This window comes from Flavobacterium pectinovorum, assembly GCF_900142715.1.
Taxonomy (GTDB): Bacteria; Bacteroidota; Bacteroidia; order Flavobacteriales; family Flavobacteriaceae; genus Flavobacterium; species Flavobacterium pectinovorum.
In genome coordinates, this window is sequence record NZ_FRBX01000002.1 from 330047 (window position 1) to 349565 (window position 19519).

The following is a 19519-nucleotide window of genomic DNA, read 5'->3' on the forward strand; positions in this document are numbered from 1 at the left end:
CAGTTTTCAGTACCGTGCAAACTGAGACTGAAAACTAAATTTAACCATTAACTTAAATTATATCACAATGAAAACAATAACAGGTTTGGTTTTATTCGCAATATTATTAGGAAGTTGTCAAAATGAAGACATTGTTTCTCCAACAGAAGAAACAAGTGCTGCAACTCAAAATTCAGAGGTTAAAAATATAACAGCAAAAACAGTCAGCGGAAACGTCCCGTCACATGACCCGAGTACGATTATAAAAAGCGGTGTTAATTATTATGTTTTCACCACAGGAGATAATATCCCAATGACATATTCGACAAATTTAACCAACTGGACATGGGGAACCTCAGTGTTTACTTCAACGCCAAGCTGGATAACAGGATATGTTCCGGGTTTTACCAAAACATTTTGGGCGCCGGATCTGGCGTGGTTTAATAACAGATGGAATATGTATTATTCCTGTTCTACTTTTGGGTCTGCAACTTCAGCAATTGGGTTGGTAACGGCTCCGTCAATTTCACAAAGTGCAGGAACAAAATGGACAGACAGAGGCGTTGTTGTTTCTTCGTCATCAGCGTCAGATGTAAATGCGATCGATCCTTCGATTTTAGTAGATGGCAGTAATGTTTATATGGCTTACGGTTCCTGGCATGCAGGTATTGGCGTAGTACAAATTAATGTTTCAACAGGAAAACCAACAGGAACAAGAACCATTGTAGCAGGTGGAAATAGTGCTTCGTGGGAAGCTCCTTGCTTAATTAAAGAAGGAAATTATTACTATATGTTCGTTAACCGGGGATCTTGCTGCAATGGCGTAAACAGCACTTATTATATTGTAGTAGGTCGTTCAACAAGTCCGTTTGGGCCTTTTACAGATAAAAATGGAGTCAATTTAAGAAACGGCGGCGGAACAACAGTTTTGGCAACACAAGGGAATTATATTGGTCCGGGACATTTATCCAGAATAGTTGGAACACAAAAAGGAGCTGTTCATTATTATGATGGCGCCGATAACGGAAATCCGAAACTCGAAATTGTCTATTTTACATGGTCATCAGGATGGCCGGCACTTTCGTATTAAATTTTAATATCAGAGGAAAGATTCACAAACTTTCCTCTTTATCACATAACAAATAATTATCCACACATGAAAAAAGCATTTTTAATCACATTCCTTATTAGTATTTGTAGTCAGTTTAGTTTCGCTCAAGGCGAAATTACCGTAGTAACCGTAAAAAATAATGCAGACGCACCAACCATCAATAAAAATATTTACGGACATTTTGCTGAACATTTAGGACGCTGTATTTACGGAGGATTTTTTGTTGGAGATACTTCAAAAATACCAAATACAAAGGGTGTAAGAAATGATATTATTGCTGCTCTAAAAGATTTAAAAATTCCGAATTTAAGATGGCCGGGAGGCTGTTTTGCAGATACGTATCACTGGAAAGATGGCATTGGACCAAAAGAACAACGACCAACAATCGTAAACCAATGGTGGGGTGGCGTTACAGAAGACAACAGTTTTGGAACACATGATTTTCTTAATTTGTGTGAACTTCTTGGTGCAGAACCATATTTATCTGGAAACGTAGGAAGCGGAACCGTTCAGGAATTATCTGATTGGGTTCAATACGCCAATTTTAGCGGCAAAAGCCCAATGAGTGATTTGCGTAAAAAAAATGGAAGAACCGAGCCATGGAAAGTTAAATTCTGGGGAATTGGAAATGAAGCCTGGGGTTGTGGAGGAAATATGACAGCAGAATATTACGCCGGAGAATACCGCAAGTTTGCCACATTCATGTCTGATTGGGAAAATACAGGCGGAATTACCAGAATCGCTTCAGGATCAAACAGCGCCGATTATAATTGGACAGAAGTTTTAATGAAAAATATTCCGCTAAATATGTTGGGCGGAGTAGGCGTGCATCATTATGCTGTAATCGATTGGGGTAAAAAAGGAGAGGCCGTTAATTTTACCGAAGAAGGTTATTTTAAAACCATGAAATCAGCCTTAAAAATGGAAGAATTGGTTACAAAACATTCTGCCATTATGGATAAATACGACCCTGAAAAAAAAGTAGCCATGATGGTTGACGAATGGGGAGGCTGGTATGACGTAGAAAAAGGAACAAATCCCGGATTTTTATACCAACAAAATACAATGAGAGATGCGGTTTTAGCCGGATCAACTTTAAATATTTTCAACAATCATGCAGACAGAGTTCGTATGGCCAATTTAGCACAATGTGTAAACGTTTTGCAAGCCGTGATCCTTACAGACAAAGCTAAAATGATTACAACGCCAACCTATCATGTTATGAAAATGTATAGCGTTCATCAGGATGCCAAATTGTTGCCGATAAGTTTTAATTCTCCAAATTATACTTTTAATGGAGAAACAATTCCTGCGATTTCGGCATCAGTTTCAAAAGATAAAAATGGAGCAATTCATATTTCATTAGTCAATGTAGATGCAAAAAATAAAAACAAAGTCGAAATTGACTTAAAAGATCTTGGGGTTAAAAACTTTACAGGAACCGTTTTAACATCGGCAAAACTTCAGGATTACAATTCATTTGATATGCCAAATAAAATTATACCAACAGTTTTTAAAGGTTTCGAAAACAAAAAAGGAAAATTAGAAATTACAATTCCTCCTTTTTCGGTTGTTGTTTTAGAAGGAAAATAAAAATCTAAAAAGATGAAAAAATCAAATTCCATTATAAAAAAAGCATTCAAATTAGCACTGTTTTTGCTTGCAGCGATTGTTGTAAGTTGTTCTAATGATGATCCTGCTGCCGAAAATCCGGATCCGCCTGTAGTTGTTGATCCGCCTGTGGTTACACCAGTTTTTCCGGGACCTGCTTATGCGGATAATTATACTTCAATTTCAAGTTGGGGAAGCAGAGCACAATGGAATTTAGCCAACGTACATGATCCATCCGTAGAAAAATCAGGGGAGTATTATTATATGTATCAAACTGATGCTTCTTACGGAAATGCACATGAAGGCAACGGACATTTTTTCTACAGAAGATCAAAAGATTTAATCAATTGGGAATTTATGGGATCTTCAATGACACAGGCTCCGGCTTGGGTAAAAGATTCCCTAAACAACAAAAGAGCAAGAATGTCGCCTGCCCTTCCTCCTATCGAAAACCCGAATTATGCATATTGGGCGCCGTGCGTTCGAAAAGTGGGAAACAAATTCAGAATGTACTATAGCATTGTCGTAACGAATCCGATTGTAGGATCAGACACTAATACATCCTGGTCAGAACGTGCTTTTATTGGCTTAGCCGAAACGGACGATTTGGCTTCAAATAATTGGACAGATAAAGGAATGGTCGTTTGTTCTGAACCTGATGGTGTAAAAAGTTACGTTAGAAACGGAGGAAACGATTGGGATGCTTATTTTAAATTCAACGCCATTGATCCGAGTTTTATCGAAACACCCGAAGGTGATCAGTATTTAATTTACGGTTCATGGCATTCCGGAATTGCAGCCTTAAAATTAAATCCAACCACAGGAAAACCGGATAAATTACAAACAATCGATGATTACGGAGTGCGAATTGCAGGACGCGGAAACGTAAATACAAACCGCTGGCAGGCACTCGAAGGACCGGAAATTATTTATAATCCCGACACACAATATTATTATTTGTTTTTGGCTTATGATGAATTATCAGTTGCATACAACACACGTGTAGCACGTTCAAAAAATATTTTGGGGCCATATTTAACCAATACAGGAATGAGTATTACCACAGGAGCAGAATGTTTCCCGATGTTGACGCATCCCTATTCTTTTAAAAATCATACGGGTTGGGTTGGTTTTGCGCATTGCGGAATTTTTCAAAACCCAACAAGTAAACAATGGTATTACGCTTCGCAAGCCCGTTTGCCAGAGGGAGTTCCCGGAATTAATGTTTCGAATGCTATAATGATGGGACATGTTCGCGGTATTCAATGGACAGAAGATGGCTGGCCGGTAGTAGAACCGGAACGTTATGCAGGAGTGCCAACAACCGCTTTTGCCGAAGCCAATATCATTGGAACATGGGAACAAATTACAATGAATTATCAATACAAAACCATTCAAAAATCGATAACAATTAATTTAACCGCTGATAAAAAAGTAAGTGGAGATGTTACAGGAACATGGTCCTATGAAAGCACCAAAAAAATCCTGACGATAAATGGGGTAAAATGCAATGTAATTGATGCCTGGGATTGGGAATCGGCAACCAGAAAAGTAACGCTAAGTTATACCGGATTAACCACAACGGGATTACCCGTTTGGGGTAAAAAAGTGAATTAGAAAATTCCAAATCCCAAAAATAAATAATAGCCATAGATTTCAAAAAAGCGGTTTGTATTTTTAAAGCTCCAGCGGAGCAGAATGTTTATAGCCAATACAATATGTTCTTTCTATTAGCTCCAGCGGAGCGATATCTAAGTTTTTTAATTGACGAAAATATGTCACCCCGCTGGGGTTCTTGTGAAAAACAAATAGATTTCTATAAATATGTCGCCCCGCTGGGACTTACTTTATAATAACTTAAAAAGAATTAAAGATCAAAAAAATCTGCTCCCGATAGCTATCGGGACTGCGTGAAAAAAGAATTAACGCATAGAAAATATGTCTTAAAAGAAATCATAATGAAAAACCTAATTACAAGCCTTTCACTTTTAGTTTTGATTGCATCCAGCAAAACAGCTGTGGCGCAATCAACTCAAATTGACCCTGCAAAATTCAATAATCCTATCATTAAAGATCAATATACAGGCGATCCCGCGGCATTGGTTTACAAAGACAAAGTCTACTTATATGCGGGTCATGACGAAGCGCCAAATGATTTTCATTTTTATAAAATGAACGAATGGGTGGTGTATTCTTCATCAGATATGAAAAAGTGGGAATCGCATCCCGTGCCGTTGAAGGCGAGTGAGTTTAAATGGGCTTCTGGTGATGCATGGGCTTCGCAGGTTATTGAAAGAAACGGAAAGTTTTATTGGTATGTAACCGTTTCGCACGGAACAATTTCGGGAAAATCAATTGGAATTGCCATTTCAGACAACCCAACCGGACCATTTAAAGATGCATTGGGAAAAGCTTTAATTACAAATGATATGACAACGCATACCAAAATAAGCTGGGATGATATTGACCCGACAGTTTATATTGACGACGATAATCAGGCGTATTTAATTTGGGGAAACACAGTTTGTCATTATGCTAAATTAAAAGAAAATATGCTCGAATTAGACGGACCAATTCAAACAATAGATTTACCGCATTTTACCGAAGCACCCTGGATTCACAAACACAAAGGCTGGTATTATTTGTCTTATGCATATGAATTTCCTGAGAAAATTGCCTACGCCATGAGCAAGTCAATTACAGGACCTTGGGAATTTAAAGGCATTTTGAATGAAATAGCCGGAAACAGTAACACAAATCATCAATCGATAATTGATTTTAAAGGACAACCGTATTTTATTTATCATAACGGAGCAACGCAGCCAAATGGGGGAAGTTTTCGAAGATCTGTCTGCGTTGATAAATTGTTTTATAATAAAGACGGAACAATGAAAAGAGTGGTGATGACATCTGAAGGAATTCAGTAAAAAGTTTTCAGAATAAAAACAGACCAAACTTAAATTTTCTTATATCACTTATATGGTTTACAAAAACATAAAATATATACTTTCTGTTTTAATGATGCTGATGGTTTCGGCTTCATTTGCACAGGAAATTGTGGTACACGATCCGGTTGTCATTAAACAAAAAGATACTTATTATTTGTTTTGTACCGGAAAAGGAATTAGTGTTTTTAGTTCGAAAGATTTAAAAAACTGGAATAAAGAGGCACCGGTTTTTGCAGAAAAACCAGTTTGGGCAGATGGAGTTGCAGCCGATTTTAAAAATCATATTTGGGCGCCGGATATTTCATTTCATAACAATACATATTACCTCTATTATTCTGTTTCGGCTTTTGCCAAAAACACATCGGCAATTGGCGTTGCAACCAACACAACCTTAGATTCAAAAGATAAAAATTACAAATGGGTCGATCAGGGAATTGTCATTCAATCGCAACCCAACCGTGATATGTGGAATGCAATTGATCCCAATTTAATTTTTGATGAAAACAATACGCCTTGGTTATCATTTGGTTCTTTTTGGGAAGGATTAAAATTGGTAAAACTAAATCCGGATTTAAAATCGATTGCACAGCCACAGGAATGGCACACTATTTCAAAACGTAAAAGAACTTTTGAATTGCCAGATTCTGATCCCGGCGATGGTGCGCTCGAAGCTCCTTTTATCTTTTATAAAAACGGTTATTATTACCAATTTCTTTCTTGGGATTTATGCTGTCGCGGAGAAAAAAGCACCTATAAAGTTGTTGTCGGAAGATCTAAAAATGTCACCGGACCTTATATCGATAAAGACGGAAAATCATTAAATGAAGGCGGAGGCAGTTTAGTAGTTCAGGGCGATGAGAATTACTTTGGCGTAGGCCATAACAGCGCTTATACGTTTGACGGTAAAGATTATATTTTTTACCACGGCTACGAAAAGAAAACCAATGGAACACCAAAATTAATAGTTAGAGAAATGATTTGGGATGCTGATTTATGGCCCGTTTTGAAATAGAATATAGAACAAAGAATATAGAACAAAGAATATAGAACATGGAATATAGAAGATAGAGGCAAGAAGAAAGAATCAAGATTTTGCCAAGATTAAGGGATTAAAAGATTAGAAAAAAATCTGCTAAATCTGCCAGATCTGCGTGAGAAATTTTTTAAACACATACATATCTATTTGTCTTCAAGTAAATGAAATGCCTTTTTAGCGCCCAAAAACTATGTTTCTATGTGTTTAAATTAAAGATATAGTTAAAAAAAAACAAAAATCCGTTTTAACCCGCGTCATCCGCGTGCCATAAAACACAAACGAATAACAATGAAGTACAATTTAATTACCAAAATTACCCTTTGCGGTTTATTGCTGAACGGCTTTTATGCATCGGCGCAAAAAAATAATCTTCAGGTTGATGTTGCTAAAACAATAACGAAAATCCAACCAACGATGTATGGAGTGTTTTTTGAAGACATCAATTTTGCTGCCGATGGAGGTTTGTATGCTGAAATGATCAAAAACAGATCGTTTGAATTCGAAACCCCGATGATGGGTTGGAAAGAACCAAACAGCGACCGACATAAACTAAATGAGCAATCCGGAATCGCAAATATTATTCAGTACTCTCAAAAAGGAACAAATCATAATTACTGCAGGGTTACTGTAAAAGATGCCAGCGGTTATGAATTGATAAATGAAGGTTTTAGGGGAATGGGAATCAAAAAAGATTTGCATTATAATTTGTCTCTGAAAGCTTCAAAAATATCCGGAGACATTTCGAAGATTAAAATTCAATTCATAGATAAAAATAAAAAGGTTTTAGGTGAAACTTCGATTGCACCAACCTCAAAAGACTGGACAAATTATACAGCACAATTAACGGCAACTGCAACAGAAGCAAAAGCACAAATTAGATTCACTTTTGAAGGAACCGGAGTTATAGATTTAGATGTGATTTCTCTTTTTCCGGAAGACACCTGGAAAGGCAGAAAAAATGGAATGCGTGCTGATTTAGTACAATTATTATACGATTTGAAACCAGGATTTTTACGTTTTCCGGGAGGTTGTATTGTTGAAGGAAAAACATTGGCATTACGTTACCAATGGAAAAAATCGATTGGAAATGTTGAAGACAGAGAAACCATGATTAACAGATGGAATACGGAATTTGCACACAAATTGGCGCCGGATTATTTCCAGAGTTTTGGTTTAGGATTTTATGAATATTTCCAGCTTTCAGAAGATATTGGAGCTTCTCCATTGCCCATTTTAAGCTGTGGAATGGCTTGTCAGTTCAACACAGGAGAATTGGTTCCGATGGATCAAATCGATCCTTATGTGCAGGATGCTTTAGATTTAATTGAATTTGCCAATGGTGATCAAACGACAGCCTGGGGAAAAGTGAGAGCTGATATGGGACACCCAAAACCATTCAATTTAAAATTTATTGGAGTTGGAAATGAGCAATGGGGACCAGATTATATCGAGCGTTTCAAAGTGTTTCAAAAAGCCATCAAATCAAAATATCCAAACATTACCATTGTGTCCGGAACAGGGCCATTTCCTGACGGAGATTTCTTTGATTATGGCATGGCAGCACTTAAAAAACTGAACGCAGAAATCGTTGACGAGCACTATTATAAAGACCCGGCATGGTTTCGAAAAAATGTAACCCGTTACGATAATTACGATCGTAAAGGACCAAAGATTTTTGCCGGAGAATATGCAGCGCAAAGTGTAGAAATTGCAAGTCCGGATAACAAAAACAATTGGGAATGTGCTTTCTCTGAAGCCGCTTTCATGACCGGAATGGAGCGCAATGCTGAGGTCGTTCATTTAACTTCTTATGCACCTTTGCTGGCTCACGTTGAAGGCTGGCAATGGACACCGGATATGATTTGGTTCAATAATTTACAATCTTACGGAACACCAAATTATTATGTTCAGAAATTATTTTCTAATAATAAAGGAACGGATTTAATTAAGATTACAAAAGACGGAAAACCTGTAATTGGTGAAAATGATTTGTTTGCATCTGCAGTAAAAGATGTGAATTCTAAAGAAGTAATTCTGAAAATTGTGAACACTGCTGCAACGGCTCAAAATGTTTCAATTGATGTAAAGGGAACAAAATTAGACACAAAAGGAACAGCAATAATTTTAAAAGGAGATGGACTTAATGATGAAAATTCTTTTGATGCTCCGACGAAAATTAGTCCAAAAGAAAGTGAATTTAAGTTGAAAGGGAGTCAGGTTCAATATGATTTTCCGGCGTACTCGGTTACTGTTTTAAAAATTAAGATGAAGTAATCGCAACAGAATAAATGTATAAGCAACGTTTATTTTCTGTTTTAACCTTAAATGCCTGTTTTGATGCATTATTTGTAAAAAAATCAAGAGCTTATTTTTGTTAAGTGTTTTTTATACACTTATAAATTATTTATAATTATATTTGCGTTATTAAAAATTAATTTCGAATGAAAAATTACGTTATAGGATTGGACTACGGAACAGATTCTGTTCGAGCGATGTTAATAGATACTGAAAATGGGCAGGAGTTAGCATCAAATGTTTCTCATTACAAAAGATGGAAAAACAAACAATATTGTGACGCATCGATAAATCAGTTTCGTCAGCATCCTTTGGACCATATAGAAGGTTTAGAAATTACCATTCAAACCGTTATAAAAGAAAGTAAAGTTGATCCTTCTTTGATAAAAGGAATTTGCATTGACACGACTGGATCATCACCGGTTCCGGTTACGAAAGACGGAATTCCGCTTGCTTTGACAAAAGGTTTTGAGGAAAATCCAAACGCAATGATGGTTCTTTGGAAAGATCATACTTCAATCAACGAAGCAAATGAAATCAATGAATTGGCAGTAAGCTGGGGCGGAGAAAACGTAACAAAATATGTTGGCGGAATTTATTCATCAGAATGGTTTTGGGCAAAAATCCTGCACATTGCCAGAGAAGATGAAGCGGTTAGAAATGCAGCACACACGTGGATGGAACACTGCGATTTAATGACGTATTTGTTAATTGAAGATAAAGATTTAAAAATCTTTAAGAGAAGCCGTTGCGCAGCGGGCCACAAAGCAATGTGGCACGAAGACTGGAATGGTTTGCCTCCGGTTGAATTCTTAGAAAAACTACATCCATATTTGGCACAACTTCGAGGCAATTTATATGATGAAACGTATACATCTGATTTAGTTGCCGGAAATTTAAGCAAAGAATGGGCAGACCGTTTAGGACTTTCAACTGAAACAATTGTGGCTGTTGGAACTTTCGACGCGCATTCTGGAGCTGTTGGAGCAAAAATTGGAGAGAATACTCTAGTTCGCGTTATGGGAACTTCAACCTGTGATATTCTGGTAGGTTCTTATGATGAAGTTGGAACAAAAACCGTTCGCGGAATCTGCGGGCAAGTTGATGGATCTGTAATTCCAGGTTTTATTGGTTTAGAAGCGGGACAATCTGCTTTTGGAGATTTATTGGCCTGGTACAAAGAATTACTGCTTTGGCCAACAGATCATTTATTAACGGCTTCAACCGTTTTAAATGATGCTCAAAAAGAACAATTAAGAGAAGAATTCAGTGATAAATTAATTGTGGAACTGACCAAAGAAGCAGAGAAAATTCCGGTTTCAGAAAGTCTTCCAATTGCTTTGGACTGGATCAACGGAAGAAGAACTCCAGATGCAAACCAAGAATTAAAAAGTGCAATTTCGAATTTATCTTTAGGAACAAAAGCACCACATATTTTTAAAGCTTTAGTAAACGCAATTTGTTTTGGAGCGAAAAAAATCGTGGATCGTTTTGAAGAAGAAGGTGTAAAAATTGACAGCGTAATCGGAATTGGTGGCGTTGCCCGTAAATCTCCTTTTATCATGCAGACTTTGGCTAACGTTTTAAACAAGCCAATTAAAATTGCAGCTTCAGATCAGACTCCGGCTTTGGGAGCAGCGATTTACGCAGCAGTTGCCGCCGGAATTTATCCAAATGTAATTGAAGCAAGTCAAAAAATAGGAAGCGATTTTGACGGAGAATATTTTCCTCAATTAGACAAAGTAGCAGCTTATAACAAACTGCTTATCGCTTACGATCAATTAAGTGCTTTCGCAGATCCATCTATTAAAATTACACAAAATGAGTTCTCTTTATAAAGATTTAAAACAAGAATGCTACGAAGCAAATATGCAATTAAATGCATTGAATTTGGTAGTTTATACTTTTGGGAATGTAAGTGCTGTGGACAGAAAAAATGGTGTTTTTGCCATAAAACCAAGCGGAGTTCCGTACGAAGATTTAAAACCGGAAGATATTGTTATTGTCGATTTTGATAATAACATTATTGAAGGAACTATGCGTCCGTCTTCAGATACAAAAACACATGCCTATTTATACAAAAACTGGCCAAATATTGGTGGCGTTGCACACACGCACGCAACCTATTCTGTGGCTTGGGCGCAATCACAAAGAGATATTCCAATTTTTGGAACTACACATGCCGATCATTTAACGGCAGATATTCCCTGTGCACCACCAATGGCAGATGCGCTTATTGAAGGAAATTACGAACACAATACCGGAATTCAGATTTTGGATTGTTTCAAAGAAAAAAATCTTTCGTACGAAGAAGTAGAAATGGTTTTGATCGGAAACCACGGTCCGTTTGCCTGGGGGAAAAATGCAGCAAAAGCAGTTTACAACAGCAAAGTTCTTGAAGTCGTAGCCGAAATGGCCTACCTGACTTTACAAATAAACCCAAACGCACCAAGATTAAAAGATTCCCTAATAAAGAAACATTATAACCGCAAACACGGAAAAGATTCGTATTACGGACAATAAATAATTTTAGAATTTAGATTAAAGATTTTAGATTTAAAATCAGAAGAAAAAACGATTAAACAGTTCAACAATATAACGATTAAACAATGATAGATATCTCTCAAAAAGAAGTATGGTTTGTAGTAGGAAGCCAGGAATTATACGGTGAAGAAACACTAAGAAAAGTGGCAGAGCATTCGCAAATAATTGCAAAAGGATTAGATGCAACATCTAGTATTCCGGTAAAAGTAGTTTATAAAGATGTAGTGAAATCGCCTGCACAAATATTAGATGTTTGTTTAGCAGCAAATTCTGCTAAAAACTGTATCGGAATTATTGCCTGGATGCATACTTTCTCGCCTGCAAAAATGTGGATTGGCGGATTGAGCATTTTAAAAAAACCATTATGCCATTTACATACACAATACAATGCTGAAATTCCGTGGGGAACAATCGACATGGATTTCATGAACCTGAATCAATCGGCTCACGGAGATCGTGAATTTGGATTTATCATGTCAAGAATGCGAAAAAAACGCAAAGTGGTTGTTGGACATTGGGAAGATGAAAGAGTTCAGAAAAAATTAGGCATCTGGACAAGAGTAGCTTTGGGTTGGGATGAACTTCAAAACTTAAAAGTAGCCCGTATTGGAGACAATATGCGTGAAGTTGCCGTAACAGAAGGAGATAAAGTAGAAGCTCAGATTCGTTTCGGAATGTCAGTTAACGGTTTTGATTCTTCAGATGTTACCAAATATATTGAGAAAGTGACGGATAAAGAATTAAATGATTTATTGGCAGTTTACGAGCAATCATATACTTTGACTGATGCTTTAAAAGAAGGCGGAGCGCAAAGAAGTTCATTAGCGGAAGCGGCAAAAATTGAATTAGGTTTAAGAGCTTTCCTTGAAGAAGGAGGTTTTGGAGCTTTTACAGATACGTTTGAAAATTTGGGTGTTTGGAAACAATTACCAGGAATTGCAACACAAAGATTAATGGCCGACGGTTATGGTTTTGGTGGAGAAGGAGATTGGAAAACAGCGGCAATGGTTCGTGCCTTAAAAGTAATGAACGTTGGTCTTGAGGGAGGAACGTCTTTCATGGAAGATTACACATACCATTTTACACCGCAAAAATCATACGTTTTAGGATCTCACATGTTAGAAATTTGTCCATCTATTGCAGATGGAAAACCTTCTTGTGAAGTGCATCCTTTAGGAATTGGCGGAAAAGAAGATCCTGCTCGTTTGGTGTTTAATTCACCTGCCGGAGATGCAATTAATGTTTCTTTGGTTGATATGGGAACTCGTTTCCGTTTAATTGTAAACGAAGTTGAAGCGATAAAACCAATGGCTGAATTGCCAAAACTGCCAGTTGCAAGAGTTTTATGGGATTGTAAACCAAATCTTGATATCGCAGCAACAGCTTGGATTTTGGCTGGTGGAGCGCATCACACGGTTTATAGCCAGTCGCTAACAACAGAATATATGGAAGATTTTGCAGATATCGCCGGAATCGAATTATTGGTTATTGATGAAAAAACAACAATTAGAGATTTCAAAGATAAAATTAACGCCAACGAAGCTTACTATCATTTGTTTCAACATGGGCTTTAATTTCTAGGTACAAAGGTTAAAAGTGGCAAAGGTTCAGAGGTTTTTATTTTGATTTATAATTGCTACTTTTAACTTTTAACATCTAACATTTAACCAATTAAAAATATCATTTATGAATGTATTAAAACGTTATATTTTTGGAATTGGCCTACTGAGTTTGGCTTTTATTTCAGTTCAATGCAAAAACGATAAAAAAATGGATGACACTACAGTTTCTTCAGATAAAAAAGCGACGGTTACAATTGAGAAATCTTCTTACGGAACAACTGCAAAAGGAGAAAAAGTCGACAGTTATAAATTGAAAAACCAAAATGGGATGGAAGTTGATATCATCACTTTTGGTGGAAGAATTACAGATTTAAAAGTGCCAAATAAAGAAGGTGTTTCGGAAAATGTGGTAATCGGATTTGATAATTTGGCTCAATACGAAAAAGCGAATCCTTTTTTTGGAGCTTTAATCGGAAGATACGGAAACCGAATTGCTAAAGGAAAATTTACTTTAGACGAAAAGGAATATCAGTTGGCAATCAACAATGCTCCAAATGCTTTGCACGGTGGACCGCAGGGATATTTTAATGTGGTTTGGAAAGCTGATGAGGTAAAATCCGGAGATGCGGCAACTTTGAAATTATCTTATTTAAGTAAAGATATGGAAGAAGGTTATCCTGGAAATTTAAAAGTTTTTGTAACGTATACATTGACAAATGATAATCAATTAGAAGTATTATATGAAGCAACGACAGATAAGAAAACGGTTGTGAATTTAACGCAACATTCTTATTTCAACTTATCCGGAGATTTCACAAAAACAATCTTAGATCATGAACTGACTTTGAATGCAGATAAATTAGTTCCGGTTGATGCGACTTTAATTCCGACAGGAAAATTAGATGATGTTGCCAATACGCCTTTCGATTTCAGAAAACCAAAATTAATTGGAAAAGATATCAATGCTAAAAATGAGCAGTTAGAAAGAGGAAAAGGTTACGATCACTGTTGGGTATTGAACAATCCTGAAAAAGGAAAAACAATCATAGTAAAAGTGTATCACGCAGCAAGCGGAAGAATTCTGGAAATGACAACAGACGAACCAGGAATTCAGTTTTACTCAGGAAATTTCCTTGACGGAACGCTGCCAATACCAAACGGCGGAACATTCGCACACAGAACCGGTTTATGTTTAGAAACAGAACATTATCCGGATTCTCCAAACCAGAAAAACTTCCCGACAACGGTTTTAAACCCGGGAGAAAATTATAAAACTAAAACTACTTTCAAATTCTCTGTTCAGAAATAGTTTTGGAATTATGTTAATTAGTTAGTAATTCTCTAAGAAACCTCGAAAGTTATGCTTTCGAGGTTTTTTTATTTGTAAATAACGAAGATGAATAACTATAAAATAGACCTTGTTAATTCGTGCTATTTTTTCTTACATTTGGGAGATAACTATCTAAAAAAAACCTCTTACTTATGAAAAAACCAATTAAATTATTACTTCTTTTATTAATCTATTCTATAGGTGCAATAGGAAGTGCTCAGGTTCAGATGAATTATAAATTTGACACGCCTTATGGTAAAAATACCGCTGTTGGAAAATTTACTGAAATTAATGGAGCTAAAATCTATTATGAAGAATATGGAAAAGGTGAACCTTTGTTATTGATTCATGGAAATGGAGGAAGTATTGAATCAATGGGAAATCAAATCGATTATTTTAAAAGTAAATACAGAGTTATTGTTGCTGATAATAGAGGCCAAGGTAAATCGGAGTTGAAAACAGATTCTTTAACATACGTTCAGATTACAAATGATATAGAGGAATTAGTTAATCGCTTAAAACTAGATTCGATAAGTATTATTGGATGGAGTGATGGTGGAATTGTTGGTTTACAAATGGGTATTTCTGGTAAGTCAAAAATAAAGAAAATTGTGGCGATGGGGGCAAATTTAAGACCTGATGCTACAGCTGTTAATTCATGGGCTACAAATGATGTGCAGAACATGAGAAAAATGATTGTGTCAAAAATTAAAGCGAAAGACACTAGTGAGAATTGGAATCTACAAAAACAGCTTGCCGGACTTTTAGTAGATCAGCCTAATATTGCAACTAAAGATTTATCAAAAATTAAAGCAAAAGTACTTATAATAGCAGGAGATAAAGACATTATTAAAAATGAACATTCGGTAGAAATTTTTGAAAATATACCTAAGGCACAGTTATGTATTATGCCTGGCGAAACTCATTTTGCACCGGCTTCAAGTCCGGAAGTATTTAATGCATTAGCAAATAAGTTTTTATCAGAACCGTTTAAAAGACCAGATTCAGATTGGACTAAATGGGGTAAATAAAAGCAGATTTAAAGTTTTATTTTTCTGGTAACTGTGTCTCTTTGCTAGATCATTTATTAAAACATAGAAAACAAAAATAAAATGAAACATCTATTCAAAGCAGAATTAAATTGGGCTTCAAGCCCAAATCCCGAACAATCAGCTTCAAAATTCTATAGTAAAAGCCATAAAATTGTTATTGAAGGTAAACCAGTTTTAAATGTTTCGGCAGCAAAAGCGTTCAAAGGCGATCCGGAATTATACAATCCAGAAGATTTATTATTGAGCAGTTTGGTTTCCTGCCACATGATGTCCTATTTATATGTATGTTCTCAAAACGGAATAGAAATTTTGGAATATTCAGATAATGCCGAAGCAACACTCGAAGTTAATCCAGATGGGAGCGGGCGTTTTGTTGAGGTTCTGTTAAATCCAAAAGTAAAAATTTCGAATCAAGATAAAATTGATTTAGCAATTGAACTTCATACAAAGGCAAATCAATTGTGTTTTATCGCTAATTCTTGCAATTTTCCTGTTTTACATGAGGCGAGTTGTGAAGCCATTTAAATGAATATTGTTGTAAAACATAGCCCGCGGTTTCAACCGTGGGATACGGTTTGAATATATATATTGTGTCCCACGGTTGAAACCATTGGCTATATGTATTGCGAAAAGTTTGTATTAATCTGTAAGCAAGATAAGATTCTTCCTAAAACCAAAAAAACCTCTTCGAAAGAAGAGGTTTTTGTACCCGGAGCCGGAGTCGAACCGGCACGGTTTCCCACAGGTGTTTGAGACCAGCGCGTCTACCAATTCCGCCATCCGGGCTTAGCAGACGAAAAAACAACTAATAAATCAGTTATTTTAACGCAATAGAATAAGTGATTATGATGTCATAACTGTGCTTATTCCTTTAACACGGTGCAAATGTAAAAAATTAAATTAAATGTTCTACTAAAAATACTTAAATTTTTCCTTTCAGTCTCCAATAAATTTTCTAAATTTGCACCTCGTTAAAACGACGCACACACAACTAACTACAAAACAACAAATTATAATGTCGCACCTAGAACCAGAAGCTAAAATTTTTGCTTGTTCAAAAAGTGTTTATCTTGCAGAGAAAATTGCCGAACAATACGGAATTCCACTAGGCAAAGTAACGATGTCAACGTATAGTGATGGAGAATTTCAGCCATCTTACGAAGAGTCAATCAGAGGATTACGCGTTTTTATCGTGTGCTCAACTTTTCCATCTGCTGATAATTTGATGGAATTATTACTAATGATTGATGCTGCAAAACGCGCATCAGCAAGACATATTACAGCTGTTATGCCTTATTTTGGTTGGGCAAGACAGGATAGAAAAGACAAACCAAGAGTTCCGATTGGAGCAAAGTTAGTAGCTAATTTACTAACCGCTGCAGGAGCAACAAGAATCATGACAATGGATTTGCACGCAGATCAAATTCAGGGATTCTTTGAAAAGCCGGTAGATCATTTATTTGCATCAACCATCTTTTTGCCATATGTGCAGAGTTTAAATTTAGAAAATCTAACAATTGCATCTCCAGATATGGGAGGTTCAAAAAGAGCATATGCTTACTCTAAGTTTTTAGAATCAGATGTAGTAATCTGTTATAAACAAAGAAAAGCAGCCAACGTTATCGACACTATGGAGCTAATAGGTGAAGTAAAAGGTCGTAACGTAATATTAGTAGACGACATGATCGATACTGGTGGAACATTAGCAAAAGCGGCAGATTTAATGATCGAAAAAGGAGCATTAAGCGTTAGAGCAATTTGTACACACGCTATTTTATCAGGCGGCGCTTACGAAAAAATTGAAAATTCGAAATTAAGCGAATTAATAGTTACCGATTCTATCCCGTTAAAGAAAGAATCAAACAAAATTAGAGTAGTGAGTTGTGCACCTCTTTTTGCTGAAGTTATGCACATGGTGCACCACAACAATTCCATCAGTGGAAAATTTATAATGTAAGAAGCAATATGCTTTAGGCTTTAAGCCGTAAGCTATTTCACTATTACAAAAAGCCTAAAGCATATTGCTTAAAGCTTATAGCAAATTAGAATATTTATTAATAACTATATTTTTTTACAATGAAATCGATTACAATTAAAGGATCAGAAAGAGAAAGCGTGGGCAAAGTGTCAACTAAAGCCTTACGTAATGCTGGAGCGGTTCCTTGCGTGTTATACGGAGGAAATCAGGCAGTACATTTCTCAGCGGACGCTGCGGCATTCAAAAACTTGGTTTACACTCCAAACGCACACACAGTTGTGATTGAGCTTGGAAAAGGAAAATCATTCAATGCAATTTTGCAAGACATTCAGGTTCACCCGGTATCTGATAAAATTTTACATATTGACTTCTTTCAATTATTTGATGATAAAGAAATCACTATGGAAGTTCCTGTAAAAATCGTTGGTACATCTAAAGGTGTTCTTGCAGGTGGTGTTTTACGTTTGAACACTCGTAAATTAAAAGTTAAAGCTTTACCTAAAGATCTTCCTGATTTTGTTGAAGCTGACATTACTCCACTTGAAATGGGTAACAAATTGTACGTTACTAAAGTTGGTAGCCCAGAATACAAAGTGATGCACCCTGACAATACAGTTGTAGCTCAGGTAAGAATTTCTCGTGCTGCTATGAAAGCTGCTCAAGAAGCTGCAAAAGCTGCAAAAGCTCCTGCAAAAGGAAAGAAAAAATAATTTTTTTCAAATCAATACAAAAAGCATCAATCGAAAGATTGGTGCTTTTTTTTTGATAAGATTCTAGGTTACTGAGATTCTAAGATGGAATTCTTAGCGAATTTTGTGGTTAGGTATAATTATCTAATTGACACATTTTCTAAATATCTAATTTTCAAATTTTTCAGGAGCAGAACATTCAAAGTTTTTCAAGGCCCAACGTTCCTGCCATCCGCTATATCTTTTTCCTGGCTAAAGAAGCCAGAAAAAGGATGCCGCTGCTGTCAGGGCTAGCCAGAGATTTAGTTTTTATAAGATTCTAAGTTGCTAAGATACTAAGGTTCTAAGTTATAAAAGTCTACAGTATTGTCAAACTGAGCGGAGTCGAAGTCTCGCAAGAAACTCGACAATCTAAATTGAAATACTTTGCGGAACCTCGACTCCGCTCAGTCTGACAAAGTTTATAAATAAAAATCTGCGGAAATCTGCTTAATCCGCGTCATCCGCGTTCCATTCTTCGCGCGCTTTGCGGTTAAGAATAATTATCTAATTAACCAATTGGCACATTCCCTAATTAAGTTTATTTTTGCATCATGATAAAATGGATAACAAAACTGTTTTCATCAACACAAAAAGAAGAGAACACAGACAATATGAAACCGGAGGTTCACGAACACCAAAAAAACAATATAAAAAGCGTGAGTAAAAAATATTTAATCGTAGGACTTGGTAATATTGGTGCCGAATACGTAAATACAAGACATAATATAGGATTTAAAGTCCTTGATTTTTTAGCCAAAAAAGAAAGTCTTTCTTTCGAAACCGTAAAATTGGGAGCTTTGGCCGAATACAAATTTAAAGGAAGATCTTTTTTTCTGCTTAAACCAAACACTTACATGAATTTAAGCGGAAAAGCCGTAAAATATTGGATGGATAAAGAAAACATTCCGCTAGAAAATATTTTGGTGATTACAGACGATTTAAATTTATCTTTTGGAACCATCCGAATCAAGCCAAAAGGTAGTGACGGGGGGCATAACGGACTTAAAAACATCAACCTTGTTTTAAACACACAACAATATACCCGTTTTAGATTTGGTATTAGTGATCAGTTTAAAAAGGGACAGCAAATCGATTATGTTTTAGGAGATTGGGATGAAGAAGAAAAAGCAAAATTACCCGAACGTTTGGAAGTTGCTTCAGAAATTATAAAATCTTTCGGAACTGCGGGTTTAGAAAATACCATGACAACTTTTAATGGAAAATAAAGATTTCCAACTATTTAGGTATTAAAAAACCAAATAATCGATTAATTAAATTGAATTATAACGAAATAGTATTTTCTATTCCAAAGTTAAATGTTTAAATTTGGGATAAATTATTA

15 protein-coding genes and 1 tRNA gene are annotated in these 19519 nt (G+C 36.0%); 15 read left to right on the plus strand and 1 reads right to left on the minus strand.

The features are described from left to right. Positions 1–67: 67 nt before the first annotated feature. The 12 genes from BUE22_RS08055 (at position 68) to BUE22_RS08110 (ending at position 15993) form a co-directional block, all read left to right on the plus strand. Entirely contained in the window at positions 68–1069 is a 1002-nt protein-coding gene (locus tag BUE22_RS08055) for an arabinan endo-1,5-alpha-L-arabinosidase (RefSeq protein WP_084540236.1), read from the plus strand. A 66-nt stretch (positions 1070–1135) separates the two neighbouring features. Then, positions 1136–2683 (plus strand): alpha-N-arabinofuranosidase, encoded by a 1548-nt coding sequence (locus BUE22_RS08060; RefSeq protein WP_073394518.1) that lies wholly within the window; start codon positions 1136–1138, stop codon positions 2681–2683. Between the two features lie 12 nt (positions 2684–2695). Then, positions 2696–4318 (plus strand): arabinan endo-1,5-alpha-L-arabinosidase, encoded by a 1623-nt coding sequence (locus BUE22_RS08065; protein WP_073394519.1) that lies wholly within the window; start codon positions 2696–2698, stop codon positions 4316–4318. 341 nt (positions 4319–4659) lie between these two features. Then, complete coding sequence (locus BUE22_RS08070; RefSeq protein WP_084540243.1) at positions 4660–5628, plus strand: glycoside hydrolase family 43 protein; 969 nt, start codon at positions 4660–4662, stop codon at positions 5626–5628. Between the two features lie 52 nt (positions 5629–5680). Beyond that, positions 5681–6661 carry an arabinan endo-1,5-alpha-L-arabinosidase gene (locus tag BUE22_RS08075; protein ID WP_089075970.1) on the plus strand — a complete coding sequence of 327 codons (981 nt, stop codon included), beginning with the start codon at positions 5681–5683 and terminating at the stop codon, positions 6659–6661. Between the two features lie 312 nt (positions 6662–6973). After that, positions 6974–8959 (plus strand): alpha-L-arabinofuranosidase C-terminal domain-containing protein, encoded by a 1986-nt coding sequence (locus BUE22_RS08080; protein WP_073394520.1) that lies wholly within the window; start codon positions 6974–6976, stop codon positions 8957–8959. Positions 8960–9126: 167 nt separating this feature from the next. Next, on the plus strand, positions 9127–10818 hold the full coding sequence (locus BUE22_RS08085) for a ribulokinase (RefSeq protein WP_073394521.1): 1692 nt from the start codon (positions 9127–9129) through the stop codon (positions 10816–10818). Beyond that, entirely contained in the window at positions 10802–11503 is a 702-nt protein-coding gene (locus BUE22_RS08090; RefSeq protein ID WP_073394522.1) for an L-ribulose-5-phosphate 4-epimerase, read from the plus strand. The genes BUE22_RS08085 and BUE22_RS08090 overlap by 17 nt, the downstream gene beginning before the upstream one ends. An 86-nt stretch (positions 11504–11589) precedes the next feature. Then, positions 11590–13098 carry an L-arabinose isomerase gene (araA, locus tag BUE22_RS08095; protein ID WP_042564806.1) on the plus strand — a complete coding sequence of 503 codons (1509 nt, stop codon included), beginning with the start codon at positions 11590–11592 and terminating at the stop codon, positions 13096–13098. A 112-nt stretch (positions 13099–13210) separates the two neighbouring features. Next, a complete protein-coding gene (locus BUE22_RS08100; RefSeq protein WP_073394523.1) occupies positions 13211–14395 on the plus strand; it encodes an aldose epimerase family protein in 1185 nt (394 codons plus the stop codon). Positions 14396–14568: 173 nt separating this feature from the next. After that, the gene (locus BUE22_RS08105) at positions 14569–15447 is read left to right on the plus strand and encodes an alpha/beta fold hydrolase (protein ID WP_073394524.1); all 879 of its coding nucleotides are present in this window, start codon (positions 14569–14571) and stop codon (positions 15445–15447) included. 81 nt (positions 15448–15528) lie between these two features. Beyond that, positions 15529–15993 carry an OsmC family protein gene (locus tag BUE22_RS08110; protein WP_073394525.1) on the plus strand — a complete coding sequence of 155 codons (465 nt, stop codon included), beginning with the start codon at positions 15529–15531 and terminating at the stop codon, positions 15991–15993. A gap of 181 nt (positions 15994–16174) precedes the next feature. On the opposite strand, the gene BUE22_RS08115 is transcribed toward BUE22_RS08110, so the two are convergent. Next, positions 16175–16254 (minus strand) — tRNA-Leu (locus BUE22_RS08115). 229 nt (positions 16255–16483) lie between these two features. Here BUE22_RS08115 and BUE22_RS08120 point away from each other — a divergent pair. From BUE22_RS08120 to pth, 3 genes are all read left to right on the plus strand, one after another. Then, the gene (locus BUE22_RS08120; protein WP_042564801.1) at positions 16484–17425 is read left to right on the plus strand and encodes a ribose-phosphate pyrophosphokinase; all 942 of its coding nucleotides are present in this window, start codon (positions 16484–16486) and stop codon (positions 17423–17425) included. 119 nt (positions 17426–17544) lie between these two features. After that, positions 17545–18156, plus strand: coding sequence for a 50S ribosomal protein L25/general stress protein Ctc (locus BUE22_RS08125; RefSeq protein WP_047774772.1), 612 nt, complete (start codon positions 17545–17547; stop codon positions 18154–18156). 572 nt (positions 18157–18728) lie between these two features. Next, positions 18729–19403, plus strand: a complete 675-nt coding sequence (gene pth, locus BUE22_RS08130) for an aminoacyl-tRNA hydrolase (RefSeq protein WP_073394526.1) — start codon at positions 18729–18731, stop codon at positions 19401–19403. Positions 19404–19519 lie beyond the last annotated feature (116 nt).